The sequence below is a fragment of the Mesorhizobium sp. B2-4-14 genome (assembly GCF_006442155.1).
Classification (GTDB): domain Bacteria; phylum Pseudomonadota; class Alphaproteobacteria; order Rhizobiales; family Rhizobiaceae; genus Mesorhizobium.
Map to the genome: position 1 here is coordinate 36,896 of NZ_VFVA01000039.1, position 15,455 is coordinate 52,350.

Annotated in this window: 15 protein-coding genes; 8 read left to right on the plus strand and 7 right to left on the minus strand. The window is 63.2% G+C overall.

All coding sequences use genetic code 11. From position 1 onward, the window contains the following. The first annotated feature begins 165 nt into the window (after positions 1–165). From FJ938_RS25185 to FJ938_RS25200, 4 genes are all read left to right on the plus strand, one after another. A complete protein-coding gene (locus FJ938_RS25185; RefSeq protein ID WP_140608815.1) occupies positions 166–576 on the plus strand; it encodes a hypothetical protein in 411 nt (136 codons plus the stop codon). Positions 577–582: 6 nt separating this feature from the next. Beyond that, positions 583–1,296 carry a transcriptional regulator BetI gene (gene betI, locus FJ938_RS25190; RefSeq protein WP_140608813.1) on the plus strand — a complete coding sequence of 238 codons (714 nt, stop codon included), beginning with the start codon at positions 583–585 and terminating at the stop codon, positions 1,294–1,296. A gap of 25 nt (positions 1,297–1,321) precedes the next feature. After that, the gene (locus tag FJ938_RS25195) at positions 1,322–2,404 is read left to right on the plus strand and encodes an ABC transporter substrate-binding protein (protein ID WP_140608811.1); all 1,083 of its coding nucleotides are present in this window, start codon (positions 1,322–1,324) and stop codon (positions 2,402–2,404) included. 339 nt (positions 2,405–2,743) lie between these two features. Beyond that, the gene (locus FJ938_RS25200; protein WP_181169179.1) at positions 2,744–4,054 is read left to right on the plus strand and encodes a flavin monoamine oxidase family protein; all 1,311 of its coding nucleotides are present in this window, start codon (positions 2,744–2,746) and stop codon (positions 4,052–4,054) included. Here FJ938_RS25200 and FJ938_RS25205 read toward each other — a convergent pair. From FJ938_RS25205 to FJ938_RS25215, 3 genes are read right to left on the minus strand one after another with little or no spacing between them, the layout of a single operon-like run. After that, positions 4,018–5,091, minus strand: coding sequence for an ABC transporter ATP-binding protein (locus tag FJ938_RS25205; protein ID WP_140698567.1), 1,074 nt, complete (start codon positions 5,089–5,091; stop codon positions 4,018–4,020). The genes FJ938_RS25200 and FJ938_RS25205 overlap by 37 nt on opposite strands. 52 nt (positions 5,092–5,143) lie before the next feature. Further along, complete coding sequence (locus FJ938_RS25210; protein WP_140698551.1) at positions 5,144–5,965, minus strand: ABC transporter permease; 822 nt, start codon at positions 5,963–5,965, stop codon at positions 5,144–5,146. Further along, on the minus strand, positions 5,962–6,879 hold the full coding sequence (locus FJ938_RS25215; RefSeq protein ID WP_140698553.1) for an ABC transporter permease: 918 nt from the start codon (positions 6,877–6,879) through the stop codon (positions 5,962–5,964). The genes FJ938_RS25210 and FJ938_RS25215 overlap by 4 nt, the downstream gene beginning before the upstream one ends. Before the next feature lie 271 nt (positions 6,880–7,150). Between FJ938_RS25215 and FJ938_RS25220 the strand changes: the two genes are divergently transcribed. Then, entirely contained in the window at positions 7,151–8,569 is a 1,419-nt protein-coding gene (locus FJ938_RS25220; RefSeq protein ID WP_140698556.1) for an aminotransferase, read from the plus strand. A gap of 74 nt (positions 8,570–8,643) precedes the next feature. On the opposite strand, the gene FJ938_RS25225 is transcribed toward FJ938_RS25220, so the two are convergent. Further along, positions 8,644–9,942, minus strand: a complete 1,299-nt coding sequence (locus FJ938_RS25225; RefSeq protein WP_246673503.1) for an aromatic ring-hydroxylating dioxygenase subunit alpha — start codon at positions 9,940–9,942, stop codon at positions 8,644–8,646. A 347-nt stretch (positions 9,943–10,289) separates the two neighbouring features. Between FJ938_RS25225 and FJ938_RS25230 the strand changes: the two genes are divergently transcribed. Beyond that, positions 10,290–10,700: a hypothetical protein gene (locus FJ938_RS25230; protein WP_140698558.1), complete on the plus strand. Its 411-nt coding sequence runs from the start codon at positions 10,290–10,292 to the stop codon at positions 10,698–10,700. 116 nt (positions 10,701–10,816) lie between these two features. Here the strand turns inward: FJ938_RS25230 and FJ938_RS25235 are convergent, their stop codons facing one another. Together FJ938_RS25235 and FJ938_RS25240 are read right to left on the minus strand one after the other, a co-directional pair. Continuing rightward, positions 10,817–12,904: a sensor histidine kinase gene (locus FJ938_RS25235; protein ID WP_246673505.1), complete on the minus strand. Its 2,088-nt coding sequence runs from the start codon at positions 12,902–12,904 to the stop codon at positions 10,817–10,819. A 76-nt stretch (positions 12,905–12,980) separates the two neighbouring features. Continuing rightward, entirely contained in the window at positions 12,981–13,754 is a 774-nt protein-coding gene (locus FJ938_RS25240) for a response regulator transcription factor (RefSeq protein WP_181165562.1), read from the minus strand. 45 nt (positions 13,755–13,799) lie between these two features. Between FJ938_RS25240 and FJ938_RS25245 the strand changes: the two genes are divergently transcribed. Beyond that, positions 13,800–14,486: a response regulator transcription factor gene (locus FJ938_RS25245; RefSeq protein ID WP_140608797.1), complete on the plus strand. Its 687-nt coding sequence runs from the start codon at positions 13,800–13,802 to the stop codon at positions 14,484–14,486. Between the two features lie 70 nt (positions 14,487–14,556). On the opposite strand, the gene FJ938_RS25250 is transcribed toward FJ938_RS25245, so the two are convergent. Continuing rightward, positions 14,557–14,724, minus strand: a complete 168-nt coding sequence (locus FJ938_RS25250) for a hypothetical protein (protein ID WP_140698561.1) — start codon at positions 14,722–14,724, stop codon at positions 14,557–14,559. Between the two features lie 184 nt (positions 14,725–14,908). Between FJ938_RS25250 and FJ938_RS29620 the strand changes: the two genes are divergently transcribed. After that, positions 14,909–15,163 carry a hypothetical protein gene (locus FJ938_RS29620; protein ID WP_181168820.1) on the plus strand — a complete coding sequence of 85 codons (255 nt, stop codon included), beginning with the start codon at positions 14,909–14,911 and terminating at the stop codon, positions 15,161–15,163. Positions 15,164–15,455: the final 292 nt, after the last annotated feature.

Genomic DNA, 15,455 nt, shown 5'->3' on the forward strand with positions numbered 1-15,455 from the left:
CATTTTGCGTGATCTGTTCCCGAATGCGCTGAATTTGGCATGGCATCAGGCAATTTGTCCAGCCATTTTGAATGAATGTTCAACAAATGATGTTGTGTTTTCGCCCGTATGCGCTACGCTTTGCCGGCATTCGAAATGAGCATTCATCGATTGGATCGAGGGCTGATGATCGAAACGGCTGATGCCGAACCGGAGTATGATGACACCGCCATCCGCTTTCTCGAGGCGCTATGGGGCAATGGCTACCTGTCGCAGGGCGGCCCGGACGAGGTCGACCGCGTGGTCGACGGGATATTGTCTTTCGCCATGGCGTCGCCGGCGCGCTATGCGCAGGCAATGCGCCAAGCGGGTTTTGCCGATGGCATCGTCAGGGACCGCAACCCGTGGTATCGCGAGGTCGCGCGCGGCGAGTTGCAAAGGCTGAAAGGGCCGCTCTATGCGCCGGTCGCCGCCGTGGTCGGCGCCGCCTATGTCGACAAGAACATCCGAACCTGGGAGGCCATGCAGAAGGTGCTTGACAGTGGCGAGCACCGTCCCACTCATCTTCGCGGGTGGAAGCCGGATGCGATTGGATAGCCGGCGATGCTGGAGACCATCACACGCATGAAGACGGCAGACGCCAGGGACGCCCTCCTTGAACCGGCACAAAAGGCTGAATCCGAGAAGCGCGGACGCAAGGCCTCGAAGGAGGTCAGGCAACTTCAGCTCATCGAGGCGACGATCGATTCACTCGCCAAGCGCGGCTATTCGGAGACGACGATGGCCGATGTCGCCGACGGCGCCGGCCTGTCGCGCGGCATCGTCAACTTCCACTTCGAGAGCAAGGAAAAGCTGCTCGTAGCGACGCTGCAGCACATGTATGACGAATATTCGGCCCATTGGCGCAACGCGCTGCAGAAGGCGGGGGATGACCCGGCCCGCCAGCTTCAGGCCCTGGTCGCCGCCGATTTCGACCGCTCGATCTGCAACAAGCGCAAGCTTGCCGCCTGGTGCGCTTTCTGGGGCGAGGCCAAGTCACGGCCGACCTACCAGGCGTTGAGCAGCGCCCGGGACGCCGTCTACCAGAACATCTTCATCGAGCTTTGCGCGGCGCTGAAGGAAAGCGGCGGCTATGCCTATGAGCCGCAGGTCATGGCGCTGGCGCTCAGTGCCATGACGGAGGGGTTGTGGCTACGCTTGATGATGGGCACCGAGGACACCACCCGCGAGACCGCCTTGCAGGCGGCGAACGAATTCCTGTCGGCGGCTTTCCCGAGACACTACGCGCCGAAGGCCGCCGGGGCGACGAAACCATAAGAAAACCACAGAGGATGGAACAGCAATGAAGCAATTCACTCGACGCCTGACGCTGACATTGGCGCTTGCCGGGACACTGGCGGCTTCAGCCGCGGCCCTGGCGCTCGCCGCCGACAAGGACCTGATCGTGTTCGACTGGTCCGGATACGAAGCCCCCAACTTCCATCCGAAATATGTCGAGAAGAACGGCGATTCGCCGACCTTCGCCTTCTTCGGCGATGAGGACGAGGCGTTCGAGAAGGTCCGTTCCGGCTTCAAGGCCGATATCGGCCATCCCTGCTCGCAGAGCGTGGTGAAATGGCGCGAGGCCGGCCTGCTGCAGCCGCTCGACACGTCAAGGATCGCGGGCTGGAAAGACCTCAGTCCCGGCATCATGGCGATGAAGAATCTCGCCATGACCGACGACGGCAAGGCGTGGTTCATGCCGTGGGACTGGGGCAATACGCAGCTCACCTACAACTCCTCCAAGATCGACGAGAAGGACATCCAGTCGCTGAAGGCGTTCGCCGATCCGAAGTACAAGGGCCGGGTGTCGATCGGCGACAATGTCGACGACGCCTATGCACTTGCAGCCCTCGCCATCGGGCTGAAGGACTGGACCAAGATGACGGACGACCAGTTCAAGCAGGCGTCCGATTTCCTGCGCCAGGTGCACAAGAACGTCCGCTCCTACTGGACCGACACGACAGATATCGTGCAGTTGCTCTCCGGCGGAGAGGTCGACCTCGCCTGGGCCTGGAACGACGCGACCGTGCAGTCGGTCGCCGCCGGCGTGCCGATCAAATCGAAGAAGGACACGGCGGAGGGCATATCGACCTGGGTTTGCGGCTATGTGCTGTTCAAGGACGCGCCGGGCAATACCGACAAGGCCTATGACTACCTGAACGCGGTCAATGATCCGGAGATCGCCAAGGTGCTGGTCAAGGACTGGGGCTACGGACAGGCCAACGCCAAGGGCATGACTGGCGTCGACCAGGCCATCCTGAAGGAGAAAGGCTATGACGAGGTACAGAAATTCGTCGACAAGACGCTGTTCCAGTCGCCGTTGCCGTCAGATCTCAAGCTGAAGATGATCGCCGAATTCGAGAAGATCAAAGCCGGCTATTGAGTGCTGCGGAAACGACCGGTCGCTCCTGAACTGAAACGGCGTGGCGCAATGGCTTCAATGGCGGTTTGTGGTTGTTTGGCAGGTGCAGATCGCCGATACCGTTGATTTCGGCAATTGATGGTTGGAGACAAGTCAGAAAAGTCCATTGTCTGGAGCCGAACCGGTCGGGCTCGCCAAAGCCTTTGAATTCTCCTAACCTCCCCTCAATTCGGGATGGGCGGAGTACTCGGCCATGACATCCATGCTACACCGCTTTGCGCTCGCCGCTGTCGTCACCGCCGGCGCGGGCACCGCCTATGCGCTTGCCGAAGGCGGTGGCGGCCAGATCAAGGCCGGCTGTTGACGCACGAACCGGAAAGAACCGACGTCGTTATCGTCGGCGCCGGCTTCACCGGCCTGTCGGCGGCACTTGAGTTGAAGGCAGCCGGCATCGGTTTCCTGCTGCTCGAAGCGCGCGACCGCGTCGGCGGGCGGGTCGAAGCCCGGCAGAACGGGCTCGGCGAACGGATCGACAGCGGCGGCCAGTTCCTCTGCGAGGACATGCCGGAAGTGATGGCGCTGGCCAGGGCGCGTGGCAAGACATTCGTCGAGACCTATGTCGAAGGCGGGTTCATCACTCATCCGTCGATGTCGGCAAGGGACGCCAAGCGGACCTATCACGGCGCAATGGCGATCCGGGATCGCATGAACGGGATCGAGCCGGACGACCCCTCAATAGCCGGCATGAGCGTCGCCACCTGGCTGGAGCATCAGCACGATCACACCGATGCCAAGGCGGCCTTCCGTTCGATGATCGAGGGCCTGTGGTGCCTGGCGGCGGACAAGGTGCCGCTCTGGTACCTGATCGACAATGACCGGCGCATCACCAATGAGGTGCCTGAGCTGCAGTATTTCCTGCGCGAGACCATGCAATCACTGGCCGAGGATCTGGCTGGCGACCTCGGGGGCCGAGTGCGTCTCGGCCAACCGGTCACGCGTGTCGAGCACGGACCGCAAGGAGTTCGCATTGTCTCAGGCAATGGCGTAATCGAGGCGCGCGAAGTGCTGGTCGCGCTGCCCCCGGCGACGGCCGCGAAGCTCGACTTCGCGCCCGCTTTGCCAACGGCTCTCCAGAGAGCGCTTGGCGCCTGGGAGAGCGGCGCGGTGATCAAGATCCTGGTGCGCTATGCCAGGCCGTTCTGGCGGCAGCGGGGTCTGAGCGGCATGGTGATGTGGCGCGATCTGCCGGGGCTGTTTGCCTGCGATGTCAGCAAGGACGCGGAGCATGCAGCGCTCGTCGTTTTCGTCGGTGGACCGCTGGCGCTGCGCTGGCGAGCGCTGGGCGAGGCGGAGCTGCGTGCGGAAGTGGCGGCCAGGCTCGCAGCTGCGCTCGGCCCCGACGCGGCGGCCATTGCCGACTTCAGCTGGCGTGACTGGATAGAGGACCGTTGGAGCGGCGGCGCCTACAGCGACCTCATTGTCGACGTAACGGCGCGGAATGCCGAGCGCACAATTCTTGGCGGCGCGCCACGAGTTCATTTCGCCGCTTCGGAGCTGTCGCCGTCATTCCCGGGTTATGTCGAGGGCGCCATCATTGCGGGGCGCATCGCAGCGCGCAAGATCATCTCCGAACTTCAGTCCGCCATCGCCACCAGGGCCTCGGGATCGTAGGCGAGGCGGATCGAGGTGCCGACCGGGATGTCGTCGGCGCCGAAATCGTTGGTCTCGGTCACCGACAGCGGCTTTTCCAGGCCTGGTACCTCGACGATGAGATGGGTGATCTCGCCGAAATAATGGCGCTCGACCACCTTGCCGGCGACTTCGAACTTTGCCGTCGCATTGTCCCACAGCACGCGCAGCCGCTCCGGCCGGATGCCGAGCGTGGCGCCGCCGCCATTGCGCACGAAGGCCTTCGGCTTGTCGGTCTTGACGCGGCCGAAGCCGAGCGTGTCGACAACCAGCGAGGCACTGTTCTCCTCGACGATCTCGGCCTTGACGAAATTCATGCCGCCGAGGAAGTCGGCGACCTGGCGGTTGACCGGGCGCTGGTAGATCTCCTTGGGCGAGGCGACCTGCGCGATCCTGCCGCCGAACATCACCGCGATGCGATCCGACATGGCGAGCGCCTCATACTGGTCGTGGGTGACCAGCACGAAGGTGATGCCGACCGCCTGCTGCAGGCGGCGCAGTTCGACCTGCATCTGCTCGCGCAGCTTCTTGTCGAGTGCCGAGAGCGGTTCATCGAGCAGCAGCACCTTGGGCCGCATCACCAGCGCGCGGGCCAGCGCCACGCGTTGCCGCTGGCCGCCGGAAAGCTCGGTCGCGCGCCGCTTGCCGAGGCCCGTCAGCGATACCTGCGCCAGCGCCTCCTCGACGCGGCGTTTCTCCTCACCGCCCTGCAGCTTCAGCCGCTTCAGCCCATAGGCGACGTTCTGCTCGACATCGAGATGCGGAAAGATCGCATAGCTCTGGAAGACCATGTTGGTCGGCCGGCGATTGGCCGGGATGCCTTCCATCGGCTGGCCGCCGACCACGATCGAACCGCTGGTCGGATTGTCGAAGCCGGCGATCATGCGCAGCAGCGTGGTCTTGCCGCAGCCGGACGGGCCGAGCAGCGAGAAGAATTCGCCTTCCCGGATGGTCAGGGAGGCGTCGTCCAGCGCCTTGAACGCGCCATAGCTGCGGGTGACGTTGCGGATATCGATCATCGGCCGGTCGGATTGCGGCCGGCCCGGTGGGGAGCGCTCGATCTTTGGCTGATCAGGCATAGAGGCCTCCCTCATTCTGGGTGCGTCTGGCCGCACGGCGGCGCAGGATTTCGGCGACGGTCATCAAAAGGAAAGAGGCGACCAGAAGCAGCGTGCCCAGCGCCAGCACGCCGGGCAGTTTCGATGCGAAACGCAACTGGCCCCAGATATAGATCGGCAGCGTCGCTTCGGTGCCGGTCAGGAAGAAAGCGATGATGAACTCGTCCAGCGAGATGGTGAAGCAGACCAGCAGGCTGGAGATGATCGCCGGCGCCACCATCGGCAACGTCACCCGCCGGAAGGTGCCGAAGGCGCTTTCACCGAGATCGGCGGATGCTTCCTCGAGACTGCGGTCGAAGCCCTCGAAGCCGGAGGTCAGCACAGTCATCGAATAGGGAATACAGATCAGCACGTGGCCGAGCACGACGGTGAACAGCGACAGGCTGAGGCCCAGTTGCAGCATCACCAGCAGCATGGAGATGGCGACGATCACCTCGGGCAGCACCAGCGGCGCCATGATCAGGCCGTTGATGGTGCGACGGCCGGGGTAGCGGTAGCGAGTGATCGACCGGGCGGCGAGAATGCCGAGCACGGTGGCGAGAACCGAGGCGGAGATGCCGACGATCAGGCTGTTCCAGGCGGCGTCGAGCAAGGCTGGCGTGTTGGGCAGGTCCTCGTACCATTTGAGCGTATAGCCGGTGAGCGGGAATTTCGGCGTCGGGGCGATGTTTATCGAGAAGATCGGCAGGAAGATAACCGGCAGATAGAGGAAGACGACGTAGAGGACCGCATAGGCCGACAGCCAGCCGCCCGGCAGGAAGCGGCGCGTTCTCATCGCGCCAGCCTCTGCAGGGCGCGGATGATCAGCACCGTGGCACCAGCCATCAGGGTGACGACCACCATGGTGGTGACGGAAAGGGCCGCGCCCAGCGGCCAGTTGGCCGCCTTGCCGAACTGCGCCTGGATGGCGTTGGCGATCATGACGCCGTCCTTGCCGCCGACGAGTTTTGGCGTGACATAGTCGCCGACGGTCGGGATCATGATGATCAGCGCCGCCGAGATGACGCCCGGCGCCGACAGCGGCAAGGTCACGCGCAGGAACGAACGCAGGGGACCGTCACCGAGATCGGTGGCCGCTTCGACCAGCGTGCGGTCGACCTTTTCCAGCGAGACGAAGATCGGCAGGATGGCGAAGGCGGCCCAGGCATGAGTGAGCGTGATGATGACGGCGCTCGAATTGTAGAGCAGGGCCGTGGACGGCTCGTCGATGATGCCGAGGCCCATCAGACCGGAATTCAAGACGCCGTTATAACCGAGGATGACCTTCCACGACATGACGCGCAGGAGATAGCTGGTCCAGAACGGGATGGTGATGAGGAACAGCCACAGGCTCTTGTGGCGACCGCCATGGAAGGAGATGAAGTAGGCGATCGGGTAGGCCAGGACGACGGTGAAGAGGCTGACCGTCAGCGAGATGTAAAGCGAGCGCCACAACAGATCGCGGTAGATCGGCTCGGTCAGCGCGACGCGGTAGTTTTCCAGCGTGAAGGTGCGGTCGATGGTCAGGTAGTGCTGCGTCCAGAAGGAGTGGGCGATGACCACCAGGATCGGCAGGACCAGCAGGACGAGCGCGTAAAGAAAGGTCGGGCTGATCAGGGCAAAACCCTGTACGGGTTCGGATTGCAGAAGGGCATTTCGTCTGGCCCGCGTCATGCGTAACGGGGGCGAGCCTTCCGCGGCCACTGTCATCGCCAGACTCCGGGGGGGTAGGGCTGCGGGCGTGATCTCGGTTGCTGGCCTGGATTGTTCCGCCATCGGGTCCCATTGTGTTGACGCCGACTGCTTGTTCCCCTTGCCGGCTTTCTTTCATCATGCATGCATCCGCGGATTGAAATCAAGCGACATTTCTGAGATATTGATTGAACGGACATTCAAAATCAGGTGAAGAAAGCCTTCGTTTCGGGCATTCGACACCGGATTGAACGCTCTGGGAAAATCGACGAGAGATGTGGAGGCGACGATGGCGGCGGTGCGGGATCTGAAGGCGACCGAGATGGCAGCGCCCGGGTGTGACGATGCCGTCGGCCTGGCCAAGCGCCATCTCATTCAGCCCTGGCCCTACGCTGGTTCCGTCGGCGCCGAAGCGCGCGCGCTGATCGGCGAGGGCGATGGCATCTACATCACCGACAGCGCCGGCAAGCGGCTGATCGACGGGCCGGCCGGCATGTGGTGCGTCAATGTCGGCCACCGCCGCGAGGAACTGGCCAGGGTGATGTACGACCAGGCGATGGCGCTGTCCTACAACACGCCCTGGTACACGATGAACGCGCCGTCGGCGGAACTTGCCATGCGCATCGCCGGCCACGCGCCCGGCGATCTCAGCCACGTCTTCTACACCACTGGCGGCTCTTCGGCTGTGGAGACGGCGCTGCGCTTCATGCAGTTCTACAACAATGTGCGCGGCCGGCCGGAAAAGAAGCTGATCCTCAGCCGGGGCGGCGCCTATCATGGCTCGACCTATCTCTCGGCCTCGCTCAACGGCCGCCCGCGCGACCGCGACTGGATGGACGGCGCCGACGAGCTGGTGATCAAGCTGTCCTCGCCCGATCCGTTCCGCCGTCCGCAAGGCATGAGTCTTGCCGCCTTCACGGATTTCCTCGTCGACCAGTTCCGCAACACCGTCGCCCGCGTCGGCGCCGACAAGATCGGCGCTTTTGTCGGCGAGCCGGTGCAGGCCTCCGGCGGTGTCGTGGTGCCGCCCGACGGCTATCTCAAGCGCATCCGCGAGATCTGCCGCGACAATGACATCCTCTATGTCTCCGACGAGGTGGTGACGGGCTTTGGCCGGCTTGGCCATGTCTTCGCCTCGGGTGACGTCTTTGGCATCGATCCCGACATGATCACCTTCGCCAAGGGCGTCACCTCAGGCTATTTCCCGCTCGGCGGCGTCATCATTTCGGAACGGCTTCTGGGGGAACTGCGCCGCTCCAACCATCCCGACGCATTGTTCGGCCATGGGCTGACCTACACCAGCCATCCTGTCGGCTGCGCCGTGGCGCTGAAAAATCTCGATTTGCTGGAAGAAGGCGTGCTGGCGCATACGCGAGACGTCGCGCCTTATTTCCAGGCGCGGCTGAAGACATTGGAGGAATTGCCGCTGGTCGGCGAGGTGCGCGGCATGGGGCTGATGGGCTGCGTCGAATGCGTGGCCGACCGCGAAAGCAAGGACCCGCTGCAGCTCGACAAGGACGTCGGCAAGCGCATCGACGCCCATTGCCACGAGCTCGGCCTGCTGGTGCGGCCGCTGATCAACATGTGCGTGATGTCGCCGCCGCTGGTCATCACCCGCGAGCAGATCGACGACATGGTCGGCATCCTGCGCGAAGGCATTTCGCGGACCATGGATGATCTGCGCAGAGAAGGTGTATGGCGGGGGTGATTAGTATCTCCCCTCTTGAGGGGGAGATGTCGCCAAAGGCGACAGAGGGGGTCGTCTCCCGTAAATCGCCAGCGCTATCTATCGTTCCGAAGTGTTGGCGCTTCACGCGCAGCGACCCTCTCTGGCCGCTTCGCGGCCATCTCCCCCTCAAGGGGGGAGATTGGCGGCTTTACCCCCCTCGACCTCAGCGCATCGTTCAAATTCCACATGTCCTTCTCCTCCGGCGCGGTCTCCAGGCCGAGCACCGGCAGCATCTTGCGCAGATGGTCGTGGTGGGTGCGCACGCCATATTCGAGGTCGGAGAGATAGAATCCGCCGAAGGCTTCGGACAGCATGGATTCGTTCGACCATACCGAAAGCTGCACGTCTTCCGACATGGTGTCGCGGTCGATGCGGAACGAAAGGTAGCGGGCAGCGGCCTGCTCGCGGCTTTCGTCGCGGTAGCGATAGATGGCGCCGCGCAGCAGGGTCTCCCCCGTCGACAGCGGGAACTCCTGATAGAACTGCACCGATTCCGGCATCACCGAGAGGACGGCGTTGGGGAAGATACCGTAATAGACCCAGGCCTTCTTCAAGTGTTCGGGCAGGTGTGTCGGCTCGGGCGCGATCTTGACGTAGTTCCTGACGCTCCAGCGGCGGCCGGCATGCGGGTTGTAGGTGGCGAAGGACCGCGACACGCCATTGATGAAGGGCTCGTCGAAATAGGTCGCGCCATAGAGGTCCTGCAGGGCGGGATGCGCCATGGCGACGTGATAGCCTTCATTGTCGACGTCGCGCACCGACTTCCAGTTGACCGGGGTCTTCTGGGTCCAGATGCCCCGGGACGGCACCATGTCGGCGGCCTTGTAATGCGCGAATTCGGTCTCGATCGGCCTCATAAGCTCGGCGACCGAAGGCTGCGGCCCGCCATTGCGGAAGCGGATGAAGATGAAGCCCATCCAAATTTCCAGATCGAGCTGCATCAGGCCGAACTCGGTCTTGTCGAGATCGGGGAAGGAGCGCGGGCGCGCGGCGCCACGCAGCGTGCCGTCGAGATTGTAGACCCAGCCATGAAATGGGCACACCAGCGCGTTCTTGCAATTGCCCTGACTGTCGGCGACGACGCGGCTGCCGCGGTGACGGCATATATTGTTGAAGCCGCGCACGACGCCGTCCTTGCCGCGTACGATCAAGGCGCGTTCGCCCACCACGTCCATGGTCAGGTAATCGCCGGCATTCGGGATGTCGCTGATGTGTCCGGCGATCTGCCAATGGTTGCGGAAGACATGCTCCTTCTCGAGTTCGAGAAGGGCGTCGGAATGGTAACTCCAGCCCGGCAGGCCCCGCCGGTCCCAATCGCTAGGGATCGCCACGTCACGGAGGTGCGGGGTCATAGAAGTTTCTTCTATTTGTTGAATACTCATTCAATAAAGGCATATTTTGCATTGAAATGCAATGACTTGTGAAGATCGGTATGGTTTTGGTGCGGAATTTTCCTGTTATCCATCGCTGAATCCAGCACCGTCGCCGGCCTGAAAACCCCGGAGAATCCGGATGTTAGCCTGCGGTTTCAAAGCCGCTTCCTGGTTGCATGGTGCCCGGAATGACTGATTTTGCCCGATTCTGCCCGAAGTCCTGTTTCAAAACCGTTACAAGCCTGACTTTACGTCATCGCTCTGCTGTTACAAGGCGCGATTAGGTTCACTTTATTGGAAAAAGAATATCAACGAAGGGAAATAGGATGCATGCGAAAGTTCAGATCCTCAACGGCGACCGTCGGCTCCAGGCTCCGGAGCGCGCTGACCGCCGCCCGAAATTGGCCCTGCGTCAGCGCGCCAGTGACCACCCGATGGCAATGTTCATGGCGCTGGCTGCTTGCGCCTTCGCCTGCCTGGCGTTCACGCCGGCGGCCGGCCCGGCCTTCGCTTCGCTCAATCCCCCAGCCAACATCGTCGAAGGCGCGCTGACCACCACAAGGACCGCGCGCCTGCCGATGTCGGCGGTCGACTTCGCATGCAAGGGGCAGGCCTGGGGCGCCGAGAGCGTGGATTGTCTGCGCGCCATCGCCGAGCAGTCCGGAACGCACAAGGCCCGCGCGATCCGCATGATCGCCAACGCCGCGCCTCTGACCTACACGCCGAACATCTTCTGATTTCCAGGCTTGATCCCGAAGCCGGCTTCCGGGCCGGGGTCATGCCGCGATCTCCCCGAGCGCTGCTCCAGCGCTCCCCTCGGCTCCCGCCGCACCGTCGGTCGGGAGCCTCTTTTTTAGCCTTTCAATGCCGCCTGCTCGGCGATACTCGAAAGCACGCTTCGCACATCCAGCGTGCTGAATGGCTTTTCCAGGATCTGCGGCCGCTGCTGCGCCGGCAAGGCCTCGATTTCCGCCTTCGCGCCGATCAGGTCGCCGGTGACCAGCACGAAGCGCCGCGCGAGGTCAGGCCGTTCAGCCAGCAATTCTCGGTAAATGGCAATGCCGCTGATGCCAGGCATGCGCAGGTCCGAAAAGACGATGTCCGGCGGCATGTGGCCGCTCAAGGTGGCGGCGCCCGTCTCCCAGACGGGCGCAACCCGCGACTTGATGCCCATCAACTCGAGGATGTCGGACAGCGAGCCGGCGACATCAGGCTCGTCATCGATGATCAGGGCATGACGCAGGCCGCTCGAGCGCGGCTGGGTTTCGCCGGCGGCGGCGAGGCCCGCGGCGATGGCCGGCAACTGGACGACGAAACGCGCGCCTCTGGGCAGCACCTCCTCGAACCAGACATTGCCATTGTGCCGCTCGATGATCGATTTCGAGATCGACAGGCCGATGCCGGTGCCGACGCCGACCGGCTTGGTGGTGAAATAGGATTCGAAGATGCGGTCGCGGATCGCTTCGGGAATGCCGGGTCCGTTATCCTCGACCGAAAAGCCGGGATTGCCCTGATCGCCGCGGAATGTGCGCACCTTGATCAGCCGATCGCCGGCAATGCCGGCCAAAGCGTGCTGGCTGTTGATCAGGAAATTGGCCGCAACCTGCGTCACGTGGTCGGCATCGGCCATGGCCAGCAGCGGACCCGGCGCGAAATCGGTGTCGATGATGATACCGCTGGAGCGGGCGCCATAGGCGGTTACCTCCAGGGCGGCGCGGATCACCTGGTTGAGATCGGTCTCAGCCTGTGCCGCGGGATGGAGGCGGACCATCGACAGGAAGCTCTTGACGATGCGGCCGCAGCGCTCGGCGGCGGCACGCACTTTCTCGGCGCGGATCTTGGTCTGCGGATCGGCCGCGAACTCATGCAGCAGCGTCGACTGGGCGACGACCACGGCCAGCGGATTGTTGAGCTCGTGCGAGACACCCGCCAGCAGCGAGCCCATCGCCGCCATCTTCTCGTTCTGGTGCAGTTTTTCGCGCTGCCGGTTGATCTCTTCCTCGGCGCGCAGCTTGTCGCGCAGGTCGCGGATCGAGCCGAAGATCAGGCGGCGGTCGGCGACCCGCATCTCGGTGGCCGTCAGTTCGATCGGGAACACTTCCCCGGCGGCGTTCTGCGTCACCGTTTCCAGCCGCTGGCCGACCATCGGCGCGCCGCGGCCGGACATGTACTCGGCTCCCGAGGAATAGCCATTGCGGTAGTAGATCGGCACGATGGTATCGAGCAGATCCTTGCCGAGGATGTCGCTGCGCAGGAAGCCGAACATCTTTTCCGCCGCGGGATTGAATTCGATGATCGAGCCGGTCTCGTCGATAACGACGATGGCATCGAGCGAGGCCTGCAGCATCGTGCGGCGAATGACCTCGCTGGCATGGGCATCGGAGGGCGAGCGTTCGATGGCATCGCCAATGGCGAGCGCGATGATATGCAGCGTCGCTTCTTCCTCGTCGGTCCATTCGCGCTCCTCGACGCAATCATTGACCGCCAACGTGCCCCATAGATGGCCGTGCGCGAAGACGGATACCGACAGGAACGACTTGATGCCCTGCTTCTCGAAATCGCCTCTCAGGAAGCCTTCGAGATTGCGCGTATGGCCGGCAAAGATCTTGCCTTGCCGCTCATCCTCGGCCAGCCGCTCCAGCAGCGGATCGGAGTTGACGATCGACTGCATGATGACTGTCGGTGAGGCCAGTTCACCGCCGAAATCGGAGTCGATCCAGTAGGCGGCGACCGACTGGGCGAACCCCTGACCGGGCAGTTCGCGCAAGCGGAACAGAATGCCGCGCTGGCAATCCATGGCGTGGCACAGCGTTGCCAGGATGCCGTCCATCTCGCGTTGCCAGTCGCCGGCCTCGCGCAATCGGCGCACGACACGCACGGCCGCCATCGCCGCGCCCTGCCGGTCTCCCTGTGTACCCGTGCCTGCTGGTTCAGCGGTCATCTTCAGTCGTCATTGCGCTGCCATGTCGAATCCGGTCCGGGCCAGGCGCCGGAAAGGAAGCCTCCTGCGCCGGCGTTCAATTGCCGTCGCGGGCCGGCAACGAGAAGATATAGCCTTCGCCGCGCACCGTGCGCAGGAATTTCGGGTTGGCCGGGTCTGTCTCGATCTTCTTCCTCAGGCGCATGATGCGGATGTCGACGGCGCGCGACGATTCCGGATCCTCGGTGAAGCCGATCGCTTCCGAGATCGCGGCGCGTGTCAGCAGCCGGTTGGCGCGGGTCAGGAAAACCTCCAGGACGTCGAACTCGCTCTTGGCCATGTCGATCACCGCGCCGTTGGCGCCAGTGACCAGCCTGCCGTCGAGATCGGCCTGGAAGGGGCCGAAAGCGACGGAGCGGCGCTCCGTCCTGGCTTTCCTGTCCCCCAGCTCCGTCGGCTGCGGAACACGGCGCAGCACGCTGCGGACCCTGGCCAGCACCTCGCGCAGCTCATATGGCTTGACGATATAGTCGTCGGCGCCGAGTTCCAGCCCGACGATGCGGTCGAGCGCGGTGCCTGCGGCGGTCGCGTAGATGATGCCGATCGGCATTTTCGAGCGCAGCCAGCGGCCGAGCGACAGCCCGTCTTCGCCCGGCATGGCGATGTCGAGGATGGCCAGATGGAACGCCTGCGTTTCGACCAGGCTGCGTGCCGCGGCCGCGGTTTCGGCGGTCGCAACGTCATAGCCGGCGGCGCCAAGATATTCGGCGACCGCGTCCCTCAGGTCAGGCTCGTCCTCGACGATGACAATTCTTGCCCGCACGACGCCTTCGCTCCCACTTTCAGTGGAAAGTAGATTGGGTATAAACATGATGTCCAGCACTCATATCCGGTTGCCAGGGAACGGTTGGAGAACATGGCCGCACGAGCCGTCATCGCGCTTGTTTCCGTCGCCGACGTAGTCGCGACCGAGCTTGCCGACCATCTTGAGCGGCGGGGCCATGATGTGCGTCAGGCGCGGCAGCCCTGGGAGGCGGAATCGCTGCTGGCGGGCAAGGGCATCGATGTCGTCGTCGTCGGTGACAGTCTCAGTCAGGCTGAAGGGCGGGATCTGCTCAGGCGCCATGGCGGTGAGGATGGGCCGGATTTCATCCTGATCTGCCGGCCGGCCGATCTCGTCGACAAGGTACTGGCGCTCGAACTTGGCGCCGCCGACGTTGTCGAAAGCCCGCTCAATGTGAGGGAACTCGCAGCCCGTGTCGGCGGCCTGCTTTCGCGACGCGGCAGGGGCACCCAGGAACTGATCGTGCTGGAGAATGCGACCGTCGATCTGCGATCGGCGATCGTCATGCACCGCTCCGGTGCCGAGGAACAGCTTTCGCCCGGTCAGGTGGCGCTGCTCAGGCTGTTCCTTGCGAGCCCCCGCAAGGTGCTGACGCGTGACGACATCATCGCCGCCGCACCGGCCGAGAATGCCGACGCCTTCGATCGTTCGATTGATTCGCGCATTGTGCGGCTGCGCCGCAAGCTCGACACCGAGACCATCACCACCATACGCGGTGCAGGCTACCGGTTCGATCCGCCACGGCAATTCGCCGACTGACGGTCGGGAACAGAGTCTGTCTTTCTGGCTGAGCATCGGATCTTCCATTTTCGCACCGATGCTCCGAGGTTCAGCGTACCACCAGCAGCGATGGGCCCGATGGCATGTCCTTGCCCGTGGCGAACTCACCTGCGTGGGCACGCTCCTTGAGGAGCACGGTGGCAAGGGCGGCAAAGCCGAGCAGGCCCTGCGCATAAAGCAGTGCGGAAAGCACCGAGGCTGCGAATTTCGTTTTCATCGGACCAATTCCCCAGAAATGGATGTGTCGCGGGTCGCTTCAGGAAACTCCCGAAGTGCCCGCGCCGCCCACGGAGCCCCCCGTCGCGGCGCGGGCCTTCGGTCCTCTCGGCAGCAAGTTGCCGGAGGGGCCGCGCAATGCCAGCAGCCGAGGGCCAACCCGCCAGAGGGCCCAGAGCCGGACGATGCGCGGGCTGGAAACGATCCAGACCGTGGCGGAAAACAGGGCGGCAGGCAGGGTCGAGATCTCGCTCGAGGCCATTGCCGCCAGCCGTGACATGGGGCCGCCGGCAACCGGGCCGGCGCCGCCGACTGTTGCCGACGCGATGCTGATTCCGAGAAGCCAGAACCGCGTGTTCGTTTTCGTTCCCATGGCCATTGCCGTCTGCTTTCGTTGCGTCAACTTTGCTGGCGGCCTGTATCCGTATCATGCCGCCTGAAGCCGCGCTTTGTTGCAGATCGGTTTCGAAATCAGTGAAATTTCTTTCATATAGGGATAACACGCGCTTTCGTTTCGAGATTCAGGCGTATAGGCCGACCGCATATCATCGTGGCAGCCAGGTGATGGGCAGTTGCGAACCCTTGTTAGGAAACATTACCGAAGCATAAGCACGCGCATAACGAAATTAATCCGAAACAATGCGCGACGATAAGCCCTGCATCGAATTGGACCGGCAGAGAGAGAGAGAGAGAGAGAGAGAGAGAGAGAGAGAGAGAGAGAGAGAGAGAGAG

Excerpts from the sequence above, each read along its gene's own strand:
- FJ938_RS25185 (WP_140608815.1), top strand. The coding sequence starts at position 166 with ATGATCGAAACGGCTGATGCCGAACCGGAGTATGATGACACCGCCATC.
- betI (WP_140608813.1), top strand. The coding sequence starts at position 583 with ATGCTGGAGACCATCACACGCATGAAGACGGCAGACGCCAGGGACGCC.
- FJ938_RS25195 (WP_140608811.1), top strand. The coding sequence starts at position 1,322 with ATGAAGCAATTCACTCGACGCCTGACGCTGACATTGGCGCTTGCCGGG.
- FJ938_RS25205 (WP_140698567.1), bottom strand. The coding sequence starts at position 5,091 with ATGATCGATATCCGCAACGTCACCCGCAGCTATGGCGCGTTCAAGGCG.
- FJ938_RS25210 (WP_140698551.1), bottom strand. The coding sequence starts at position 5,965 with ATGAGAACGCGCCGCTTCCTGCCGGGCGGCTGGCTGTCGGCCTATGCG.
- FJ938_RS25215 (WP_140698553.1), bottom strand. The coding sequence starts at position 6,879 with ATGACAGTGGCCGCGGAAGGCTCGCCCCCGTTACGCATGACGCGGGCC.
- FJ938_RS25220 (WP_140698556.1), top strand. The coding sequence starts at position 7,151 with ATGGCGGCGGTGCGGGATCTGAAGGCGACCGAGATGGCAGCGCCCGGG.
- FJ938_RS25225 (WP_246673503.1), bottom strand. The coding sequence starts at position 9,942 with ATGACCCCGCACCTCCGTGACGTGGCGATCCCTAGCGATTGGGACCGG.
- FJ938_RS25230 (WP_140698558.1), top strand. The coding sequence starts at position 10,290 with ATGCATGCGAAAGTTCAGATCCTCAACGGCGACCGTCGGCTCCAGGCT.
- FJ938_RS25235 (WP_246673505.1), bottom strand. The coding sequence starts at position 12,904 with ATGACCGCTGAACCAGCAGGCACGGGTACACAGGGAGACCGGCAGGGC.
- FJ938_RS25240 (WP_181165562.1), bottom strand. The coding sequence starts at position 13,754 with ATGTTTATACCCAATCTACTTTCCACTGAAAGTGGGAGCGAAGGCGTC.
- FJ938_RS25245 (WP_140608797.1), top strand. The coding sequence starts at position 13,800 with ATGGCCGCACGAGCCGTCATCGCGCTTGTTTCCGTCGCCGACGTAGTC.
- FJ938_RS25250 (WP_140698561.1), bottom strand. The coding sequence starts at position 14,724 with ATGAAAACGAAATTCGCAGCCTCGGTGCTTTCCGCACTGCTTTATGCG.
- FJ938_RS29620 (WP_181168820.1), top strand. The coding sequence starts at position 14,909 with ATGCGCGGGCTGGAAACGATCCAGACCGTGGCGGAAAACAGGGCGGCA.